This is a genomic window from Streptomyces sp. NPDC058758 (assembly GCF_042746075.1).
Taxonomy (GTDB): Bacteria; Actinomycetota; Actinomycetes; order Streptomycetales; family Streptomycetaceae; genus Streptomyces.
The window spans coordinates 45,020-62,677 of the sequence record NZ_JBHYPS010000042.1; the positions used below are offsets into that span (position 1 = coordinate 45,020).

A 17,658-nucleotide genomic window follows, 5' to 3' on the forward strand; every position below is an offset into this window, starting at 1 on the left:
CCCACGGCCTGCCGTCCACGTGCCGGCCGGACGACGAACTCCCGGCATCAGTAGGCCCCTTGACCGTGTATCACCGCGCGCAGCGTCTTCCACAAGATCACCGTGTCCAGGGCCAGCGACCAGTCCTCCACGTACCGCAGGTCCAGCCGGACCGCCTCCTCCCACGACAGGTCGCTGCGCCCGCTGATCTGCCACAGCCCGGTGAGCCCCGGCTTGACCAGCAGCCGCCGCCGGATGTCCGGGCTGTACGCGGCGGACTCCTCCGGCAGCGGCGGCCGGGGGCCGACCAGCGACATCGACCCGGTGAGGACGTTGACGAGCTGCGGCAGCTCGTCGAGCGAGTACCGGCGCAGCACCGCCCCCACCCGGGTCACCCGGGGGTCGCGCCGCATCTTGAACAGCAGCCCGGCGCCCTCGTTGAGCCCGGCCAGCTCGTCGCGCGCCCGGTCCGCCCCGGCGACCATGGTGCGGAACTTGAGGATCGTGAACTCGCGGCCCTCCTTGCCGACCCTGCGCTGCCGGTAGAACACCCCGCCCCGGCTGTCCGCCAGGACGAGCAGCCCGACGAGCAGCATCAGCGGCGCGAACAGCAGCAGCAGCACCGCCGCGCCCAGCCGGTCGACGACCTCCTTGACCGCCCGCCGCCCCCCGGTGAAGGCCGGCATGCTGACCCGCAGCAGCGGTATCCCGAGCACCGCGTCGACGTGCAGCCGGGGCCCGGCCACCTCCATCAGCACGGGGGCCACGACCATCTCGGCGTCGCTGCCCTCCAGGTTCCACGCCAGCCTCCGCAGCCGGTTCGGCGACCAGTGCGGATCCGGGGTGACCGCGACGACCCGGAACCCGTCGCGGTGCACGTGGTCGGCCACGTCCGCCAGCCGCCCCACGACCGGCACGCCGTCCAACTGGTCGCCTTCGGGCCCGAGTTCGTCCGTCGTGCAGACCGCGTCCACCCGCCATCCGAGGTGCGGGAACTTACGGGTCCTGGTGATCAGGTCCCGCACCGTGGCCCTGCTCCCGGCGGCGAGCACCGGGCGCAGACACCTGCCCTCCTTGCGCTGCTTGTGCAGCCAGAGGCGCAGCAGGTACCGCGCCGTCATGGTGACGAGCGCGATCGCGGGGATCGCGACGAAGATCCAGAGCTTGATGTTGCGCGAGGTGAGGGCGATCCCGCCGAGTGCCAGGACGACGGTCGCCATGAACAGCGAGCGCCCGAGCCGCCGGAACTCCTCGGCGCCCTGTCCGAGCACCGCCGGGGCCCACGACCGGCTCACCGCGAGGGCCCCCAGCACCAGGAGTTCGGTGCCGAACGCGAGGATGCCCCACTTCTCGTGCCAGTCGGCCGCGTCCCGGGCGCCGAAGAAGTCGCCGATCGTGGCGACCACGAAGGCGGTGGCCACGGTGTCGCTGGTGATCACGGTACGGCGGTACCGCTGCTCCCAGTCCATCGCCGGCCGGCTGATCCCCCCGTTCGCCGGACGCTCGCGCGCAGACGGAAACGGGCTGAGTAATCCCCCTTGCCGCACAGAACCCCCCAGGTTCCCAGTGGTTCGACGTGGTCGCCTCGCACTGTTCCTCAGCCCGGGAGGCACGCCCCTTCCCCGCGTGGCGTCCCGGCTGTCACTTCGCAGCTTCGCTGTGCGCGGGGAACCGTCGGCCGCCCGGGCGCACACCGCGCCCGGGAACCGTCCCGTCCCCCGAAGAACTCATCGCCCACACCCGGCACCAAAGGACATACGTGCAGCTCAAGCACGTGCCGGACGTAAAGATCGTTACTGGTCGCCTCGTGCTCGATCAGCCGAAGCATGGTCAATCTAGAGCATGGGAAGCGGCTTGGAGAGAGGATGTGTGTAATTTGTGCGTAAGGTTTGAGGCGTGATCCACCAGGCGCACACCGGCCACACGCGACTGCGCGCCCTCACGCTTCCCACCAGCCACCCGACCCCCTCGGGCGATCGCCAACAGCCTTTCCCCGAAGCCGGGTTGTGCGGTTCTGATGATCTCTCAGGCGGTGGCGCCGCCGTCGACGGCGAGGCAGGCCCCGGTGATCCCGGCCCCCTCCGGGGAGGCGAGGAGGAGGACCGCCGCGGCCACCTCCTCCGGGCGGGTCAGCCGGCCGGTGGCGGTGTCACGGGGCCCGCGGGGAGGTGGGCGAGCACGGTGGCGCGCATCCCGGTGATCTGGGCGACGACGCGGCCGTCGCGCGCGGTGGCGGTGCTGACGGCGGTGGCGGGGGAGTGGTGCAGCCGGAGGCCGTCCGGATGGCTGGCGAGGAACGCGCGGTCGTCGCCGGGCTCGTAGAGGGCGATGCGCTCGATGCGGTGGGGGACGGGGACCGGACGGCGGCCGTCCGGGGCCGCCCGGAGGGCCGGTGTACGGGCCAGGCCGTCGAGCAGGGTGCACGGCGTGCCGAGGCGCGGCAGCCCGGCGAGGTCCCGGGCGTCGGGGAGCCGGCGGGCCGTGGTGCCCAGCGGCGTGGTGCGGCACTGGTCGGTGGCGCGGAAGTGCTCGCGGTTCCGCGCCAGCGCCCGGCCGTCCAGGGCGACGGTTTCGGAGTGGACGGTGACGGTGACGGCGCGGGCGTGCCGGGAGTCTGTGCGCCGGGCGTCGACGCGGAACCGGCTGGGCCGGCCGTCCGCGCGGACCCGGACCCAGGCGCTGAACGCGAGGTCGTCTACGCTGCGGACCGGCAGGTCGGGCACGAGGGTGCCGGCGGCCTGGACGGCGAGGCCGGCGAGCAGGACGCCCGGCACGGTGGGCCTCCCGTCGACGAGGCGGTCGAGCAGGTAGCCGTGGGCGCCGAGGTCGAGGGCCAGGCGCCGGCCGGAGTCAGCCGAGGCCGCGGTGCGCGGCCCACAACTCCCCGGCGCGATCGGCCGCCCGGGAGACCAGGGCCGCCAGCTCGGGCCCTTCCGGCACCGGGAAGGACACGTATCCTCCGCGTCCGCCGCCGACGGGACGACCGTACGCCTTCACCGCGAGCCGGCCGTCCGGCAGGAGCCGTACGTTGAGCGTGGTGAGCGTGAACGTCTCGCCCCGCCGCGTGTCCGTCCATCGCAGCGCCTCGGGGACCGTGACGTTGATCGCCAGGGCGCTCACCTCCAGGTCGCCGCTCACGCGGTCACCTCCGCGCGCGAGCCCGGGCGGAAGCGCGTGTGCAGATGCCCGTCCAGCGGGAAGGCCGGCGGCGAGGCGGGCAGGATCCGGTCGAGGTCGTATCCGGCCTTCCCCGCCACGCGGCACGAGCCCACGTTGTCCACCTGGTGCAGGAGGTCGAGCCGCCGGAGCCCGCTGTCTCCGAAGGCGTCGAAGGCCCAGCGGGTCACGGCCTCCAGGGAGCGCGACGCGACCCCCCGCCCGCGCGCGTGCGCGGCGGTCCAGTACCCGACCTCGGCCGAAGGAGCCCCGGCCACCGCCCCCTTGAGCACCACGTTGCCGACCACGGCCTCCGTGCCCTCCGGCCCGGCCGGCCCCTCCACCACGGCGAATCCGAACCGCTCGCCCGAGGCCCAGCCGCGCTCCTGCTCCCGCACCCACCGCGCGGCATCGGCCTCGTCCTCCACGGTGGTGCTCGTCCAGCGCCGCAGCGCCGGATCGCGCCAGACCCCGACGAGGGCGGGAGCGTCCCCGCTCGCCCAGGGACGGAGGAGCAGGGCGGGTTCGGTGGCCGAGGCGTCGACGGTCAGCAGCACGGTGTCGGTCATCCCGCGATCATAGGACCGTCGTACGGCGCCGCCGCGGGGCGCCGCGCGCCGCGCGGCCCGGCCCCCTCGATCCACAGGACGACCGCCCACCTCGGCGCGGAGACGCGGAAACGCCGGACTCACGGCCGCCGGCCCCGGACCGCCCAGGCCCGTGCCGTCAACGCGATCGCGCCGTCCGGTCCTACGGGAAGGGCCGCCCGCAGCGCCTCCCGCAGCCGGTCCCGGGCGCCCGCGTCCAGGGCGGCGACGTAGCCGGGAGCGGGACCCTGCCCGTCGAGGAACGGCTCCCAGAAGTCCGGGAAACCGCCGAACACCGTGGGCACCTCGATCGGCGCCACCACCACGTCCGCCAGCCCCGCCCCCGACCACAGGACGCGCAGCGGCTCCGGGCGGCAGAGCGGGAACCGGCGGCCCTCGTCCAGCGCGGCGGCCGACGGGTCCACGGCGACCGCCGCGTCCCAGAAGCACCGCAGGAACGCCATGCCCCCCGCGTAGTCCCACACGTACGCCGCGACCAGGCCGCCCGGCCGCACCGCGCCGGCCCACGCGGCCACCGCCGCGCCCGGCCGGGGAAGGAAGTTGAGCGCCAGCCCGCCGACGACCGCGTCGAACGCTCCCTCGCGCACGGGCAGCGCCCCGGCGTCGCCCACCACGAACCCCGCCGCCGCGGGCGCGGCCTCACGGGCCGCCGCGACGAACCCGGCGGACCGGTCCACCCCCACCACCCGGCGAGCCCGGCCCCGGACCGCCACCACGGCCGTCAAGGCCCCGGTCCCGCACCCCGCGTCCAGCCACCGCCCGCCCTCCTCCGCGCCGAGCCACTCCACGAACTCCCCGGCGACCAGGCGGCTCCACCGGCCCATGTACCGCTCGTACGCCTCGCCCGCCGTCCACACGTCACGTCGCTCCTCCACCCCCTCACGATCCCCGGCCGGCCCCGCGCACCCCACGGAGACGCGGCCCGACACCACCGGAACCACTCCTCCGCCACCCTCCCCGGGCCCCCGCCCCCGCGTACGCGCGCACCCCCTCGCGCAGCCCGCCCCGCACCCGGCCCCCGGCGGCCCGCGCACCGGACTCGTCGGCCGGTGGCCGACGGACCCGCGGCTATCCTCCCGGCATGACGGAAGACTGGTACGTCCTCATCGAAGAGGACACCCGGATGACGCGCCGCGCCGACGGCGTCGACCTGAAACTGCACCGCTGGGCCCTGGTGGCCTGCCATCCCGTCAGCGGCACGGAGGAGCGGGCGCTCGCCGCCGCCGAGGACGCCGCGCTGCACCACCTGCCGGACGTGCTGGCCAGGCACGCGCGGCGCGGCGACGTCCCGGCCCGCCGCGCCTTCCGCACCTCGGGCGGGGACTGGCTGGTCCGGCTGAAGCAGGGCCACCGCGAGTGCCACATACGCGTGAGCACGGCCCGTCTCGTCCACGAGCAGGAGGAGCGGCAGGCACCCCCGAAGTCCTTGAAGGAGAAGTTCCGCACGGCCCTGGAGGGCCCCGAAGCTCCCGAGGCCCCCTGGGCGCCCCGGGACTGACGCCCGGAACGGGCGGGGCGGCGGACCTACGCGCCCTGGTCGCCGAAGCCCGTCCGCCAGGACGGGCGGGCGGGGGCCCAGCCGAGGGCGCGGGCCCGGCCGTTGAGCGCGCCCCGCGCCCACGGCACCCGGCCCCCGGTCCGCTCCGGGACGGGGACCTCCAGCGCCTTCGCGAGCAGCGGCAGCCAGTCGTGCGCGGGGGCGGGTTCGTCGTCCACCACGTTGTACGCCCCCGAGGGCCAGGCGAGGGCGCGGACGGCGGCGTCCGCCGCGTCGGCGACGTGCACGAAGGAGCTCACCGAGGCGTCGGCCGCCGTGCTGCCCAGGAAGCGGGCCTCCGCGTCCCCGGCCAGCGCGGCGGCCACCGCGCCGCCGGGCGCGTACCACGTGCCCGGGCCGTAGAGGATCCCGTACCGCAGGACGACGGCCTCCGGCAGTTCGGCCACCGTGTCCTCCAGGGCCCGCACCCCCGCGACGATCCGGGCGCGGGGCTCCTCCTCCGTCCGGTCGAGCGGCACGGACTCGTCGGCGGGCGCGTCCCCGGGGGCGTACGCCCAGCTGATCGACTGCGCCACGATCCGGCGGACGCCCGCCGCGCGCGCCGCGTCCACGAGGTTCCGCGTCCCCTCGACGCGCAGCCGGTTGTTCGCGGCGCCGTCCGCCCCGCCCAGGTCCGTGAGCTGGTGCACGACCGCGTCGGGCGCGGCCTCGGCCACCGCCCGCCGCACGGCCGCGGCGTCCAGCACGTCCACCGGGCGCGGTCCGCGCCGGGAGATGCCCACGACCTCGTGCCCCGCCGCCTCCAGACGGGGAACGAGCTGACGGCCCACGGCGCCCGTGGCGCCCGCGACGAGTATCCGCATGGTCCCCACCCTAGAAGATCTTCCTGTCCGACCGGCTGAGTACGATCGGTGAAGCCGTCCGGACCACCGGGTACCGGACGGGAGTTCGGGGGAGGGGGCGGGCGCACCGTGCGTCGACTGCTGCTGGGGGCCGCGCTGCTGACGTTCACCGTCGGCTGCGGGGTGGTGGAGAACTCCGAGGACCACGCGACGGACGCCGCGCGGGACGCGGCCGGCAAGGTGGGCGAGCGGCTCCACGGCCAGCGCCCGCGCACGGCGGAGGAGGTCGGTCGGGCGGCGGCCGGGATCGACGGGGTGGAGGTGCTGCGGGTGACCGGCACGTCGACGCACGACGGGGACGGCGTCGACGTGGTCGTCCGCACGTCCGGCTCGGCGTACGACGACCGGTTCGACGCCCAGGAGGTCGTCGTGCGGCGCTGCTTCTCGGTGCGGGTGTCGCCCCGGTCCGAGTGGCGGGAGGAACCCCGTGACGTGGACTGCCCGGACGGCCCGCCGCTGGTCTTCCCCCCGCCACCCCCGCCGCCCGAACTGCCGTACGCGGAACTGCGCGCGAAGCTCCCCCGGGTGCCGAAGGGCGGCCGGGCGGACGAGGCGGAGGTGCGCCGGGCCCTCGCCGCCCTCGACCTGCACCCCGAGATCCGCACCGAGGTGGAGGCGGAGGACGGCCGGGTCGGCGTCAGCCTCTCGCTGAAGGGCAACGGCTTCGACCCGCAGGACTGCGTGCTCGCCGTGGTGGGCCCCGGCACCACCGAGGTGTGGACGCCGATCCGGATCCAGCGGATGCCCGGCGAGGGCGGCTGCGGCGTGGGCAACGCCCTCCACCCGGCGCCGCCACCGCACTGACCGCTCCGCGGACCCGGCGTCGTCCCCCACGTGAGGAGCGGTGCGACCGGCGGGCAATCCTCCTCCGCGGTCGCACCGAATGGAGGGTGAAAGGGACTGCACGTCCGAACGCGATCCGGCTCCGTGCCGGTGGAACCTCCCCGGAAGGGGATGCGTCGCGATGACCGTCAACCGCTCCACCCGTCTGACCGCCCTCATGGCCGTGCCCGCGGCCCTCGTGCTCACCGTGGCGGCCCCGGCACTGGCCCATGACACCGGCGACGCGGGCCGGCAGGGGCAGCACGGCCGGAGCTACCAGGCCGACCTGCGGCAGCTGAACGACTCGGGCGCCCGCGGCACCGCCCGGCTCACCCTGCAGGGCCGCCAGCTCACGGTGAGGATCGACGCCCAGGGACTCGTCCCCGGCCAGCCGCACGCCCAGCACATCCACGGCTCCACCACCGGGCACGACTTCACCTGCCCCGACGCCGGCGCCGACAAGAACGGCGACGGCATCGTCTCCACCGCCGAGGGACTGCCCGCCTACGGGGACATCAACATCTCCCTGACCACCGAGGGCGACACCACCAAGGCCAGCGGCCTGGCCGTCGACCGCATGCCGGTCGCGGACGAGAACGGCAACCTGTCCTACGCGCGCACGATCACCGTCTCCCAGGCAGTCGCCGACCACATCACCCACCTCCACGTCGTCCAGCACGGCATCGACCCCAACGGCAACGGCGCGTACGACTTCGGCAAGGGCAAGAGCGAACTCGACCCCAAGCTGCCCCAGGAAGCCACCGCCCCCGCCACCTGCGGCACCATCGAAGGCCGCTCCGGCGCCTCCACGGGCATGAACCACTAGCCCCCGGCGACAGGACGACGCCCACGGCCACACCCCCCCCAAGGGCCGCATGCGATCCACCCGTACGACGGCCTCGGCGACCACGCGACGCCGAGGCCGTCACCACTCCTCGCCGACGACCCCGGCCGCACCCGCTTCGCGCACCGGCCCGGTACGTCAGGAGAGCGCCGTTCCCTTCGTCCGTGGCGGGCCGGCGTGGCCGCTACAGCAGTTCGAGGAGGCGTTCGCAGGCGTCGGCGCAGGCCGAGGCGGCCCGGACGCAGAGGCGGCAGTGGGCGTGCGCCACTTCGTGCTCCCGGCATTCCCGCTCGCAGCGCAGGCAGGCGCTCGTGCAGCTCTGGACCAGGGCGATGAGGGCGGTGCGGTCGTCGTGACCGCTCTGGCGCAGCAGGGTCGTGGCCGTGAGCGCGCACATCGACGCGCAGTGCTCGGCGGCCGCCGCGGCGTGGGACAGGGCGGCGGGGTCGCCCTCGGAGAGGCAGCCGTCGGCGCAGCCCGTACAGGCGGCCACGCAGTCCAGCGCCGCCTCCACCGCGCGGGCGAGGGTCTTGCGCCGCTCCTCGGGAGGCGATGCCGGGTGCGCCTCGAGCAGTTCGTCGACGTCGGACATGGGCGTTTCGCTCCTGTCGTGGGTGCGGGGGAGGGGAGGGACGGGTCATTCGTCGACGACGTGGACGGCGGCCTCCTCGGCGGAGGCCGCGCCGCCGTCCAGGCCGGCGTCCCGGGCGTCCATCGCCGACCAGTCCTCGCTCCCGGTGTCCTGGTCCGGGGAGACGAGGCGGCCGGCGCGCCGGCCGCCGACCTCGCCGTCCAGGGCCTCTCCGTCGGTGCCCGTGGTGTCGCCGATGCCGTCGCCGTCGGGCACCGTCAGGTCGGGCACCTCCTCGGCCAGGCGTTCGTCGAGGGTCTCGCCGTGCTCCTGTTCCTCGGCGGTCTCGCCGGTGCGGCCGGCGCCCCAGGGCCGGTCGGGGGGCGAGTAGCCCTCGTCGTAGGGGTCGTCGAGAGGGCCGTCGAGGGTGTCCCCCGTGTCCAGCAGGCCCTCGTCGTCCTGGGTCTCGCTGCCGTCGGGCTGGTAGACGTCGTCGCCCCGGGCGTCGTTCTCCGTCATGGTGGTCCTTTCTGCCGAGACCCCCTCCGTCCGCTCATCGTGGCCGACGCCCCGGGCCCCCGCCACCGGCGGCACCGGGGCCCGGTCCTTCTCGGGGCGCGGCTCCCCTCCGCCGTTCAGGTGAGGTCCGGAAGGCCCGCGGGAGCCAGCACCCCGACGCGGTCGACGGCGAGGCGCCCCTCCTTGACGACGGCGTGGACGTGGGAGGGATCGGCGAGACCGTCGAGGTCGGTGAGGGGATCGACCCCGCAGACGACGAGGTCCGCGGCCTTCCCCGCGGCCAGCGTGCCGGTGAGGTCGTCCACCCCGCACAGACGGGCGGCGTCCGCGGTCGCCGCGCGGATGGCCTGGAGCGGCGTCATGCCGCCGAAGCGGACCATGAGGCCGAGTTCCTTCAGGTTCTGGCCGTGCGGTGCGGTCAGTCCGGCGTCGGTGCCCATCGCGACGGGGACGCCGGCCTCCACCGAGCGGGCGAACGCCTCCTGGGCGACGCGGTGCCAGTGCACGGCCTTGGCGTGGATGTGCGGGCCGACCCGGGCGGGATCGGGCTCCGCCATGGTCTCCAGCAGGGTGGGGACGAGGAACTGGCCGCGCTCGGCCATCTCCGCCCGCAGTTCGTCGGTCAGGGCGTAGCCGTGCTCGACGCTGTGGACGCCGGCCCGGACCGCCGCGGCGATGCCCGGCTCCCCGATGGCGTGCACGGCGACCCGCAGGCCTCCGTACGCCTCGGCCTCCTCGACGGCGGCGCGGACGAGTTCGGGGCGCAGCCCCAGCCACTCGGGGCGGTCGTGCGGGGAGGTGACCCCGCCGCTGGTGGCGAGTTTGACGCAGTCGGCGCCGGCGGCCACCAGGGCCCGGACGCGGGTGCGGATGTCGTCGACGGTGTCGACGATGCCGGAAGGGCTGCCGGGGAAGGCGACGGCGGCCGCGAGTCCGTCGACGCCGCCCGGGAGGCGGAAGTCGGCGTGGCCGGCGGTCTGGCTCAGCATGGTGACGGCGACCAGGAGCCGGGGGCCGGCGATCCGCCGCTCGGCCACCGCGCGGCGGAAGCCGGCGTCGAGCCCCATGAGGTCGCGTGCCGTGGTGACGCCGTTGTGCAGGGTCGTCCGGAGCCGTTCGAGCACCTTGAGGGTGCGGTATGTGACGTGCTCGGCGACGCCGAGGGCGGGGTCGCCCGCCGGACCGGGCAGGGCGAAGTGCACGTGGGTGTCGATGAAGCCGGGGCACACCGTCCGGCCGCCCAGGTCGACCCGTGCCGCGGACCGCAGGTCCGGATCGTCCGGCAGCAGTGCCGCGGGCCCGCACCAGCGGATCCGGGTGCCCTCCACGACGAGGACCGCGTCCGGGACCGGCGCGGCACCCGTGCCGTCGATCAGCCGGGCGTGGTCGAGTACGACGGGGCGCGGGGTCACGGGGCTCCTCCGGTCGGTCGGAACGGGGTCCGCCCCGGTTCCGGGGCGGATTCGTGGGCTTCCCCGGTGTCGTTCCGGGTGTCCGGACCCGTCGGCGGGCAGGTCATGGCCCTCCTCCGCCCGGCCGGGCGGGCCCTACGACGGGGACGGCGGCAGCGAGAACCGGAAGGCGCCCCGGCCGGTGCCGAGCTGGAGCCAGAGGTGGCCGGGGTGGGTGACCACGCGCAGGGCGAGCTGCGCGCATCCCGGACAGCGGCCGGTGAGGCCGGGCTCGGGGCCGTAGACGTGCAGCCCGCCGACCGGGGAGGCGGTGCGGCAGTCGGGACACGTCCACCAGGCCGTGGTGGGATCGAGCGCGAAGACCCGGGAGAGCGGGCCGGCGAGGCAGTTGCCGTCGAGGTGGTGGGCAGGGCGCTGGTTCACGATGGTGTCCCTCGTGGTCGCGGGGGAGGAGGAGGCCGCACGTGCGCGCGCGTGGGGCTCAGCCGAAGCGTTCGGTGCGGATGGAGCCCGGCGGGTGTCCGCGGGACTGGAGGAGGGCGGTGGCGTGTTCGACGAATCCGGTCGGCCCGCAGACGTAGCAGCGGGTCTCCGGGGAGGCGGGCAGGCCCTCCAGGTCGCCGGGGGCGAGGCGGTGGGCGGGGCGTTCCCCGCCCGGGGGCGCCTGGCGTGTGTAGAGGACGCGGACGTCCTCGGTGCCTGCCGGGTCGGCGAGCTCCTTCGCGTACCAGAGTTCGTCCGGGGCGCGCACCGAGCAGAGCAGCGCGCAGGGATCGCCGGGGGCGCCGGCCGCGCGCCGGGCCCGGAGCATCGCCATGAGGGGGACGACGCCGCAGCCGCCCGCGACGAGGAGCAGCGGGCCCCGGTCCTCCGGCGTCCACACGAACCAGCCGCCCAGCGGCCCCTTGACCTCGACCTCGGCGCCGATGGGCAGGACCTCGTTCAGATACGGGGAGACCTCGCCGTCGGGCGCGGTCTGCACGCCGAGCTCGACGGCCTCCCCGGCGGCGGGCGCCGCCAGCGAGTAGCTGCGGACGGCCTGGTAGCCGTCGTCCGCGGTCAGGCGGACGTCGAGGTGCTGGCCGGGCCGGTGCCCGGGCCAGCCGGGCACGTCGAAGCGGAGGGTGCGGCCGGTCGTCGTCTGCCCCTCGCGGGAGGTCAGCCGCGCCCTCCACCAGCCGCCCGAGGCGCCCCGGCCGGTCATCGGGGCGCTCATGCGTCGTTCCAGTAGCGCTGCTCGCGCCAGGGGTCGCCGTAGTCGTGATAGCCGGCCCGCTCCCAGAACCCCGGCTCGTCCTCGGTCGTGAAGCGCAGGCCCTTCACCCATTTGGCCGACTTCCAGAAGTACAGGTGGGGGATCAGCAGCCGGGCGGGACCGCCGTGGTCCGGCGACAGCGGATAGCCGTCGAAGGAGTGGACGAGCCAGGCCCTGCCTCCCGTGACGTCCGCACGGGGCACGTTGGTGGTGTAGCCGTCGAAGGACTCCGCGACGACGAATCCGGCGGAGGTCTCCACCCCGGCGGCCAGGACGTCGAGGGAGACGCCCTCCCACCGGGTGTCGAACTTGGACCACCGCGTCACGCAGTGGATGTCGACGACCGGCTGCTCCTGCGGCAGCGCCCTCATCTCGTCCCACGTCCAGCTCCGGCTCCCGCCGTTCTCGCTGGTGACGGTGAAGGACCAGCGGTCCGTGGGCACGTGCGGGGTCGGGCCGGCGGAGAGCACCGGGAACGACTCCGTGGGGTACTGGCCCGGGGGCAGGCGTTCGACGAGGCTTCGGCTGCCGCGGCCGTGGAAACCGGGGGACAGGCTGGCCATCGGTTCTACTCCTCCCGCTCGAAGCCGGCCTCGGCCCGCTCGGCGTCGAGGTCCGACCGGACGTGGGCGTAGGGCTCGTGGACGACCGTCCGTCCGCGCCCGGGCGCGATGCCGGGACCGAGGGGCAACAGGCGCCGGGGCCACGCGTCGTGGGGATCGTCGGTCATCGTGCCTCCTTGACGGCCCGACCGTCGGGCGGGCTTGGGGTCAGGCGCTTCGCTCCGTTCCCACGCGGCGCACTGTGCCCGCGTGGGAACGGAGCGAAGCCCCCGGCCGGGGGGTCGGCCGGGGGTGGGGTGCGGTCAGTCGTCGTGCAGGGCCGTGCGCAGGGCGTCGACGGCGAGCTTGCGCGCCACGTTCGCCGCGCGGGTGTCGCGCAGGCTGTCCAGGAGCAGGAAGTCGTGCACCATGCCCGCCACGCGCACCGAGGTCACGTCGACTCCGGCCTCGCGGAGCCTGTTGGCGTACTTCTCGCCCTCGTCCCGCAGGACGTCCGCCTCGTCGGTGATGACCAGGGTCGTGGGCAGTCCCCGGAGCTGGTCGAGCGTCGACCGCAGCGGGGACGCGTAGTGCTGCTTCCGCTCCTCGGGGTCGGTGGTGTACGCGTCCCAGAACCACTTCATGCCGTCGCGGGTGAGGTAGTAGCCCTCCGCGAACTGCAGGTACGACGGCGTGTCGAAGTCGGCGTCGGTCACCGGGTAGAGCAGGACCTGGGCCTTCAGGTCGAGGCCGTCCTCGCGCTCCTTGTTCATCAGCGCGAAGACCGCGGACATGCAGCCGCCCACGGACTCGCCGGTGACCGCCACCCGCGAGGTGTCCATGCCGTGGTCGGCGCCGTTCTTCCGCACCCACTGGCCCACCGCGTAGTTCTGCTCCACCTGGGTCGGGTACTTCGCCTCCGGCGCCCGGTCGTACACCGGGAAGACGCCCACCGCGCCCGCTCCGACGACGAGCTCGCGGAAGAGGCGGTCGTGGGTCTTGTCGTCACCGAAGACCCAGCCGGCCCCGTGGATGTAGACGACCACGGGCAGCGGTCCGGTGGCGCCCTTCGGCCGGATGATCCGGGTGCGGACCGTGCCCCACTGCCCGGCGTCCACGTCCACCCACTCCTCGTCCACCTCCGGGCGGGCCACCCCTTCGCCGCTCTGCAGACCGGCGAGGATGTCGCGGCCCTGCTCCGGCGGCACCTCGTAGATCCTCGGGTGCGGGTCGGTGGCCTCGGCCAGCTCCTTCGCGGCCGGTTCGAGGTAGGGCGTGACGGGCGGGGGAAGCTGCGTCATTCTGCACTCCAGGTTGTGCGTGGTCCCCAGGACGGGGCGTGGTCCCCCCTCGGCGATCTCCCCGGAACCCATGGTGCCCGCTCGGGGCGCCGCCGCAAGCCGACGTCCGCCCCGGGAGAGGAGCTGCGGGACGAGGCGTCCGCACCGGGCCCGGTCGCGCCCCGGTCGGCCATGACCACCACAGGCCGGATCGCCCCGCCCCTGTCCGCCCCCTTCCACCGCCGTCACGCATCAGCTCGTGAGGCCGTGTCCGCCGGCCTGCCGTTCCGGAACGCCGTTTCCAGCGCGTGACGCAGACCGAGGCGCCGACCTTCCTGGTACAGGCGTGCGAACTCGCTGTCGCCGAGCTGCCCGCGGGCATCCCGCAGGCAGCGTTCGCAGTGGGCGTTCAAGCGGGCGAACCCGAAGAGCCGGGGAGTGCCGGAGGGGAGCCATACCCGGTCCACGGCCCCCAGCACGACTGCTGCCCCATGCGCGTCACCCTGGGAGGAGAGGATCCAGGCGAGAGTCTCGCCGAGAGTCGCCTCGCCGAGGTGCTCGTCGATCTTCCTGGTGTGCTGAAGGGCCTGGCGGAGGAACCGCGTCGCCCTCTCAGGCCGTTCTGCCTCGCAGTGGTCCACGGCGAGGGCCCACAGCAGGTAGCACCGGTGCCACGTGTCTCCTCTGGCCTCGGACATCTGGAGTGCCCGCTCGAGGAGGGCGGTGGAGCGGGGGCGGTCGCCGGCGATGACGGCGGCAAAGCCGAGTTGGGCGACGCACTGGGCCTCGGTCAGCAGGACGACGGATCCGGGCCCGGCCGCCAGCGAAGCCTGCGCGTACTCGACGGTGGTCTCCATGTCGCCGGTGACCAGCGCCGCCAGGCTGCGTAACTGGAGGAAGGCCGCGCCGAGTTCGGCTTGGGCATTCTCGGGTGCCGTGCGAAGCGCGGTGCCGGGTTCGGCGTGGAGGCCCGTCAAGGCCCGCTCCCCGCGGGCGATCACTCCGAGGGAGCCGCCGTGGTCCCCGTGAAGAAGGAAGAGGAAGCCGGCCACCCAGGCGGCACGGCACCACGTGGTGGTGGCATCGGGCGAAGCGGGCGACGGGTGCCGTTCGAGGATCCGCCGCATCCAGCCCGCAGTCTCGCCCACCTCGGCCGAGGTCAGGCCGTGGAGCCAGAAGCCCAGTGAAGCCCGCAGCACGACCTCCGGGGACTCATCCGCCGGTGGCGGCGCGGTGACGATCTGCCGCAGGTTGGAGTGCTCGGCGCGCAGGCGGCGCAGCCAGCCGGCCTCCGCCGGCGTGCCGTAGGCACTTCCGGCCCGTGCGGCGAGGCCGAGGTACCACGCACGATGGCGCGTCAGGGCCTGTCGCGCCCGGCCGCTTCGGGCCAGGCGCTCCTGCCCGTAGGCGCGCACGGTCTCGAGCATGTGCAGCCGGGTCCGGCCGTCGGCGTCGACACGGGTGAGGAGGGACTTGTCCACGAGGCCGGCCAGGGCTTCGAAGGGTTCGTCCGCGACGGCGGCCTTCGTGACGCCACCGTCACCGACGTCGTCGGTGCGCGTGCAGAGCTGCTCGGCATCGGTCAGCAGCACACCGCCGGCACACAGGGACAGCTGTTCCCAGGCGCTGGCCTCGGCCTCGGTGCACAGCTCGTAGCTCCAGTCGAAGAGCGCGCGCAGCGCCTGGTGGCGAGGGTGGGCCGTACGGTCGGAGCCGCCCGGGCCGAGGAGGCGGAAGCGGTCGTCGAGTCGTTCCAGGAGTTCCTCGACGGTCAGCGTGCGCAGCCGGCGTGCCGCGATCTCCAGAGCGAGGGGCAGGCCGTCCAGCCTCTGGCACACGCGGGCGATGACGTGCCGGTTCGCCTCGGTGACCCGGAAGCCGGGGGACGCGGCCGTGGCCCGGTCGACGAAGAGGGTCACGGCCGGGGAGACCGCGGCGTCCTCGCCGCCCGGGCCGGGCGTCCCGGAGAGGTGCCCGTTCGCCGTGTCCGGAAGACCGAGGGGTTCGACCCGCAGCACGTGCTCGCCACCGACGTCGAGGGGCTGCCGGCTGGTGGCCAGGACGCGCAGTTCCGGCAGGCGGGCGAGGAGGGCGTCCACGGTGCGGGCGCACCCGTCGAGCACGTGCTCGCAGTTGTCGAGGAGAAGGAGGAATTTCCGGTGGCGCAGTGCCCCGGCGAGCGCGTGTACGGGATCCTCTCCCGCCGCGACCTGTACTCCGACGGCCGCGGCGACCGTCGCGGCGACCGAGGTGCCGCCGCCGCTTCCGAGGTCCGCCAGCTCCGCACAGTGGGTCCCGTCCTCGAACCGGTCGGCCGCCGCACGCACGATGTTCCGGGCCAGCCGGGTCTTCCCCACCCCGCCGGTTCCGACCAGAGTGACGAGCCGGCACCGCTCCAGCAGCTGTGTGCCGAGAAGGAGTTCGGTCTCTCGCCCCACGAAACTGGTGGCTTCCGCGTGACCGCGGTCGTGCGGCCGGGGGCGGGCGTCCTTCCGCCGGTTCCCGTTCCGGCGCACCTCGCGCCGCACGCCTTCCCACCGCTCTTCCCATGCGTGCGGTTCCCCGCCGCAGACCCGGACGTAGGCGCGCAGCACCTCTCGCGTGGGCAACCGCTGCCCGGCGGCGGCCTGGGAGAGCGTGCTGGCCGAGAAGCAGGATCCGAGGGCCATCTCCGCGTAAGTGAGGCCGGCCCGCAGCCTCAGCGCGCGCAGCTCCAGGGCGAAGCGTTCGAGCGGGCCCCGCGGATCGATGGGCTGCTCACGACGCCCCGGCCTGCCTGCCAATCCGAACCTCCGCGAACATCTCGCATTGATTCGATGATTATGAACCCTGATGCCACATGGCGGACAAATCCTGTGATCCCCCATGCTCGTGATCGCTCGCCCGCCGGCAGCGGGCGGCAGGGTGCACACCTCTGTCACCTCTGCACACAGTCCAGCGCGGCACCTCCGACGGTCCGCGTGCCAGAAGAAGGAAGACCCGAGCATGTCCCGACGCAACAGCCTGACCGCCCTCGCGCTATCCGCGCTCCTCACCGCCGGCCTGGCGGTCGGCCAGGCCGGCACCGCCGCCGCCGCACCCGCCAAGTACACCGATGCCCAGGCGCGCAAGCTCCTGAAGGACGCGGGCTTCGCCATCAAGTCCAGCGGCGGGTGTTCCAACCCCGGCGAGAGGAAGTGCACCAGCTTCCAGGGCGTCAACCGGACCACGGTCTCCGGGATCATCCGCTTCAAGCGGATCAGCAAGTGCGCGAAGGTCCGGATCACTGCCGGGACCGAGACCGGCCACAGCCGCAAGGGCTCCTACCGGCACGACAACGGCTACAAGCTCGACATCTCGCGCAGTGACGAGTGGGTGTGCGCCACCCGCTACATCAAGAAGCACTTCAAGTTCACCGGGTACCGCAAGGGCGACCGCGCTGCCGTCTACACCTCGGTGAACGGCAACACCTACGCGCTCGAAGGAGACCACTGGGACATCACGTACTTCAACGGCTCCGCGTGACCGTCTGACCGTCAGATCGCCTGACCGCCGACGGCACGGCCCCCACCCCACCGGGGCCGTGCCGTCGGCGGTGTTCAGTTCGTGGGCGGGGTGACCGCCGCTTCGCTGGGGCCGGTCATTTCGTCCTCTCCGGTGTGCCGCGAGGGGTTCTCCGGGGCGGCAGGGGGAGGAAGCCGCTGGTGCGGGCTGCGTAGGCGGCGTAGCCGGGGCGGTGGGCCATGTGCTTCTCCAGGAGGCGCTTGCCGCTGCCGATGGTGAGCAGCAGGGTCATGAGGACCGGGGAGACCAGGACGGCGAGGGCCGGCTGCCAGGCGGTGCAGGCGAGCAGGTACAGGCCCCACCAGACGAGGCTGTCGCCGAAGTAGTTGGGGTGCCGGGTCCAGGCCCACAGGCCCTGGTCCATGATCCGTCCCCGGTTGGCGGGGTCCGCCTTGAAGCGGGCCAGCTGGTGGTCGCCGACGGCCTCGAAGACGAGTCCGGTCGCCCACAGCGCGAGCCCGCAGTACGCCAGGGCGCCCAGGGGTGCGGAGCTGTAGGAGGCGGCCTGGACGGGGAGGGAGATCAGCCAGACGAGGGCCGCCTGGCCGAGGTAGACGATGCGCAGCGCGTACAGGGTCCGGTTTCCGGGCGCCTTGTCGAGGAGGGCGGTGTAGCGGGGGTCCTCACCGTGTCCGCGGGAGCGGTGGGCGATGTGGGCGGCCAGCCGCAGCCCCCACAGGAGGGTCGCCGCGGCGACGAGCAGGCGTCGGCCGTCGTCGCCGTGGCC

Annotated in this window: 20 protein-coding genes and 1 pseudogene; 4 read left to right on the forward strand and 17 right to left on the reverse strand. The window is 74.4% G+C overall.

Translation table 11 applies throughout. The features are described from left to right. Nucleotides 1-47: 47 nt before the first annotated feature. From ACFW6A_RS33280 to ACFW6A_RS33305, 6 genes are all read right to left on the reverse strand, one after another. Complete coding sequence (locus ACFW6A_RS33280; RefSeq protein ID WP_351842383.1) at nucleotides 48-1,526, reverse strand: sugar transferase; 1,479 nt, start codon at nucleotides 1,524-1,526, stop codon at nucleotides 48-50. Between the two features lie 478 nt (nucleotides 1,527-2,004). Next, nucleotides 2,005-2,094: a hypothetical protein gene (locus tag ACFW6A_RS33285; RefSeq protein WP_351842381.1), complete on the reverse strand. Its 90-nt coding sequence runs from the start codon at nucleotides 2,092-2,094 to the stop codon at nucleotides 2,005-2,007. Nucleotides 2,095-2,108: 14 nt separating this feature from the next. After that, nucleotides 2,109-2,753: a hypothetical protein gene (locus tag ACFW6A_RS33290; protein WP_386645252.1), complete on the reverse strand. Its 645-nt coding sequence runs from the start codon at nucleotides 2,751-2,753 to the stop codon at nucleotides 2,109-2,111. Between the two features lie 76 nt (nucleotides 2,754-2,829). After that, on the reverse strand, nucleotides 2,830-3,117 hold the full coding sequence (locus tag ACFW6A_RS33295) for a hypothetical protein (RefSeq protein ID WP_386645254.1): 288 nt from the start codon (nucleotides 3,115-3,117) through the stop codon (nucleotides 2,830-2,832). Further along, nucleotides 3,114-3,704 carry a GNAT family N-acetyltransferase gene (locus ACFW6A_RS33300; RefSeq protein ID WP_386645257.1) on the reverse strand — a complete coding sequence of 197 codons (591 nt, stop codon included), beginning with the start codon at nucleotides 3,702-3,704 and terminating at the stop codon, nucleotides 3,114-3,116. The genes ACFW6A_RS33295 and ACFW6A_RS33300 overlap by 4 nt, the downstream gene beginning before the upstream one ends. Before the next feature lie 119 nt (nucleotides 3,705-3,823). Beyond that, nucleotides 3,824-4,618 carry a class I SAM-dependent methyltransferase gene (locus ACFW6A_RS33305; protein WP_386645260.1) on the reverse strand — a complete coding sequence of 265 codons (795 nt, stop codon included), beginning with the start codon at nucleotides 4,616-4,618 and terminating at the stop codon, nucleotides 3,824-3,826. A gap of 206 nt (nucleotides 4,619-4,824) precedes the next feature. Between ACFW6A_RS33305 and ACFW6A_RS33310 the strand changes: the two genes are divergently transcribed. Further along, complete coding sequence (locus ACFW6A_RS33310; RefSeq protein WP_386645263.1) at nucleotides 4,825-5,241, forward strand: hypothetical protein; 417 nt, start codon at nucleotides 4,825-4,827, stop codon at nucleotides 5,239-5,241. Between the two features lie 26 nt (nucleotides 5,242-5,267). Here the strand turns inward: ACFW6A_RS33310 and ACFW6A_RS33315 are convergent, their stop codons facing one another. Then, nucleotides 5,268-6,104, reverse strand: coding sequence for an NAD-dependent epimerase/dehydratase family protein (locus ACFW6A_RS33315; RefSeq protein ID WP_386485894.1), 837 nt, complete (start codon nucleotides 6,102-6,104; stop codon nucleotides 5,268-5,270). A gap of 108 nt (nucleotides 6,105-6,212) precedes the next feature. Between ACFW6A_RS33315 and ACFW6A_RS33320 the strand changes: the two genes are divergently transcribed. After that, nucleotides 6,213-6,947: a translation initiation factor IF-2 gene (locus ACFW6A_RS33320; RefSeq protein WP_386485897.1), complete on the forward strand. Its 735-nt coding sequence runs from the start codon at nucleotides 6,213-6,215 to the stop codon at nucleotides 6,945-6,947. A gap of 160 nt (nucleotides 6,948-7,107) precedes the next feature. After that, nucleotides 7,108-7,773, forward strand: a pseudogene (locus tag ACFW6A_RS33325) (hypothetical protein); the annotation flags it as partial. Nucleotides 7,774-7,993: 220 nt separating this feature from the next. Here the strand turns inward: ACFW6A_RS33325 and ACFW6A_RS33330 are convergent. From ACFW6A_RS33330 to ACFW6A_RS33370, 9 genes are all read right to left on the reverse strand, one after another. Beyond that, complete coding sequence (locus ACFW6A_RS33330; RefSeq protein WP_386645266.1) at nucleotides 7,994-8,401, reverse strand: four-helix bundle copper-binding protein; 408 nt, start codon at nucleotides 8,399-8,401, stop codon at nucleotides 7,994-7,996. Nucleotides 8,402-8,446: 45 nt separating this feature from the next. Next, nucleotides 8,447-8,899: a DUF5709 domain-containing protein gene (locus ACFW6A_RS33335; protein ID WP_386486906.1), complete on the reverse strand. Its 453-nt coding sequence runs from the start codon at nucleotides 8,897-8,899 to the stop codon at nucleotides 8,447-8,449. 116 nt (nucleotides 8,900-9,015) lie between these two features. Beyond that, on the reverse strand, nucleotides 9,016-10,311 hold the full coding sequence (locus ACFW6A_RS33340; RefSeq protein WP_351842361.1) for an amidohydrolase family protein: 1,296 nt from the start codon (nucleotides 10,309-10,311) through the stop codon (nucleotides 9,016-9,018). A gap of 135 nt (nucleotides 10,312-10,446) precedes the next feature. After that, entirely contained in the window at nucleotides 10,447-10,734 is a 288-nt protein-coding gene (locus tag ACFW6A_RS33345) for a DUF6510 family protein (protein WP_351842359.1), read from the reverse strand. Nucleotides 10,735-10,792: 58 nt separating this feature from the next. Beyond that, entirely contained in the window at nucleotides 10,793-11,527 is a 735-nt protein-coding gene (locus ACFW6A_RS33350; protein WP_351842357.1) for an FAD-binding oxidoreductase, read from the reverse strand. Next, a complete protein-coding gene (locus tag ACFW6A_RS33355) occupies nucleotides 11,524-12,129 on the reverse strand; it encodes a sulfite oxidase-like oxidoreductase (RefSeq protein ID WP_351842355.1) in 606 nt (201 codons plus the stop codon). The genes ACFW6A_RS33350 and ACFW6A_RS33355 overlap by 4 nt, the downstream gene beginning before the upstream one ends. A 5-nt stretch (nucleotides 12,130-12,134) precedes the next feature. Continuing rightward, the gene (locus tag ACFW6A_RS33360) at nucleotides 12,135-12,296 is read right to left on the reverse strand and encodes a hypothetical protein (RefSeq protein ID WP_386645270.1); all 162 of its coding nucleotides are present in this window, start codon (nucleotides 12,294-12,296) and stop codon (nucleotides 12,135-12,137) included. Between the two features lie 135 nt (nucleotides 12,297-12,431). Next, entirely contained in the window at nucleotides 12,432-13,409 is a 978-nt protein-coding gene (locus ACFW6A_RS33365; protein ID WP_351857232.1) for an alpha/beta hydrolase, read from the reverse strand. A gap of 224 nt (nucleotides 13,410-13,633) precedes the next feature. Continuing rightward, nucleotides 13,634-16,171: an ATP-binding protein gene (locus ACFW6A_RS33370; RefSeq protein WP_386645273.1), complete on the reverse strand. Its 2,538-nt coding sequence runs from the start codon at nucleotides 16,169-16,171 to the stop codon at nucleotides 13,634-13,636. Nucleotides 16,172-16,373: 202 nt separating this feature from the next. Between ACFW6A_RS33370 and ACFW6A_RS33375 the strand changes: the two genes are divergently transcribed. Further along, a complete protein-coding gene (locus tag ACFW6A_RS33375; protein WP_351857229.1) occupies nucleotides 16,374-16,892 on the forward strand; it encodes a hypothetical protein in 519 nt (172 codons plus the stop codon). A gap of 115 nt (nucleotides 16,893-17,007) precedes the next feature. Here the strand turns inward: ACFW6A_RS33375 and ACFW6A_RS33380 are convergent. Next, nucleotides 17,008-17,658, reverse strand: a 651-nt coding sequence (locus ACFW6A_RS33380) for a DUF1295 domain-containing protein (protein ID WP_386645276.1), incomplete at its 5' end; no start/stop codon positions are given.

Coding starts and splice junctions, on each gene's coding strand:
- ACFW6A_RS33330 (WP_386645266.1), bottom strand. CDS start 8,401: ATGTCCGACGTCGACGAACTGCTCGAGGCGCACCCGGCATCGCCTCCC.
- ACFW6A_RS33365 (WP_351857232.1), bottom strand. CDS start 13,409: ATGACGCAGCTTCCCCCGCCCGTCACGCCCTACCTCGAACCGGCCGCG.
- ACFW6A_RS33355 (WP_351842355.1), bottom strand. CDS start 12,129: ATGGCCAGCCTGTCCCCCGGTTTCCACGGCCGCGGCAGCCGAAGCCTC.
- ACFW6A_RS33300 (WP_386645257.1), bottom strand. CDS start 3,704: ATGACCGACACCGTGCTGCTGACCGTCGACGCCTCGGCCACCGAACCC.
- ACFW6A_RS33350 (WP_351842357.1), bottom strand. CDS start 11,527: ATGAGCGCCCCGATGACCGGCCGGGGCGCCTCGGGCGGCTGGTGGAGG.
- ACFW6A_RS33360 (WP_386645270.1), bottom strand. CDS start 12,296: ATGACCGACGATCCCCACGACGCGTGGCCCCGGCGCCTGTTGCCCCTC.
- ACFW6A_RS33375 (WP_351857229.1), top strand. CDS start 16,374: ATGTCCCGACGCAACAGCCTGACCGCCCTCGCGCTATCCGCGCTCCTC.
- ACFW6A_RS33335 (WP_386486906.1), bottom strand. CDS start 8,899: ATGACGGAGAACGACGCCCGGGGCGACGACGTCTACCAGCCCGACGGC.
- ACFW6A_RS33310 (WP_386645263.1), top strand. CDS start 4,825: ATGACGGAAGACTGGTACGTCCTCATCGAAGAGGACACCCGGATGACG.
- ACFW6A_RS33315 (WP_386485894.1), bottom strand. CDS start 6,104: ATGCGGATACTCGTCGCGGGCGCCACGGGCGCCGTGGGCCGTCAGCTC.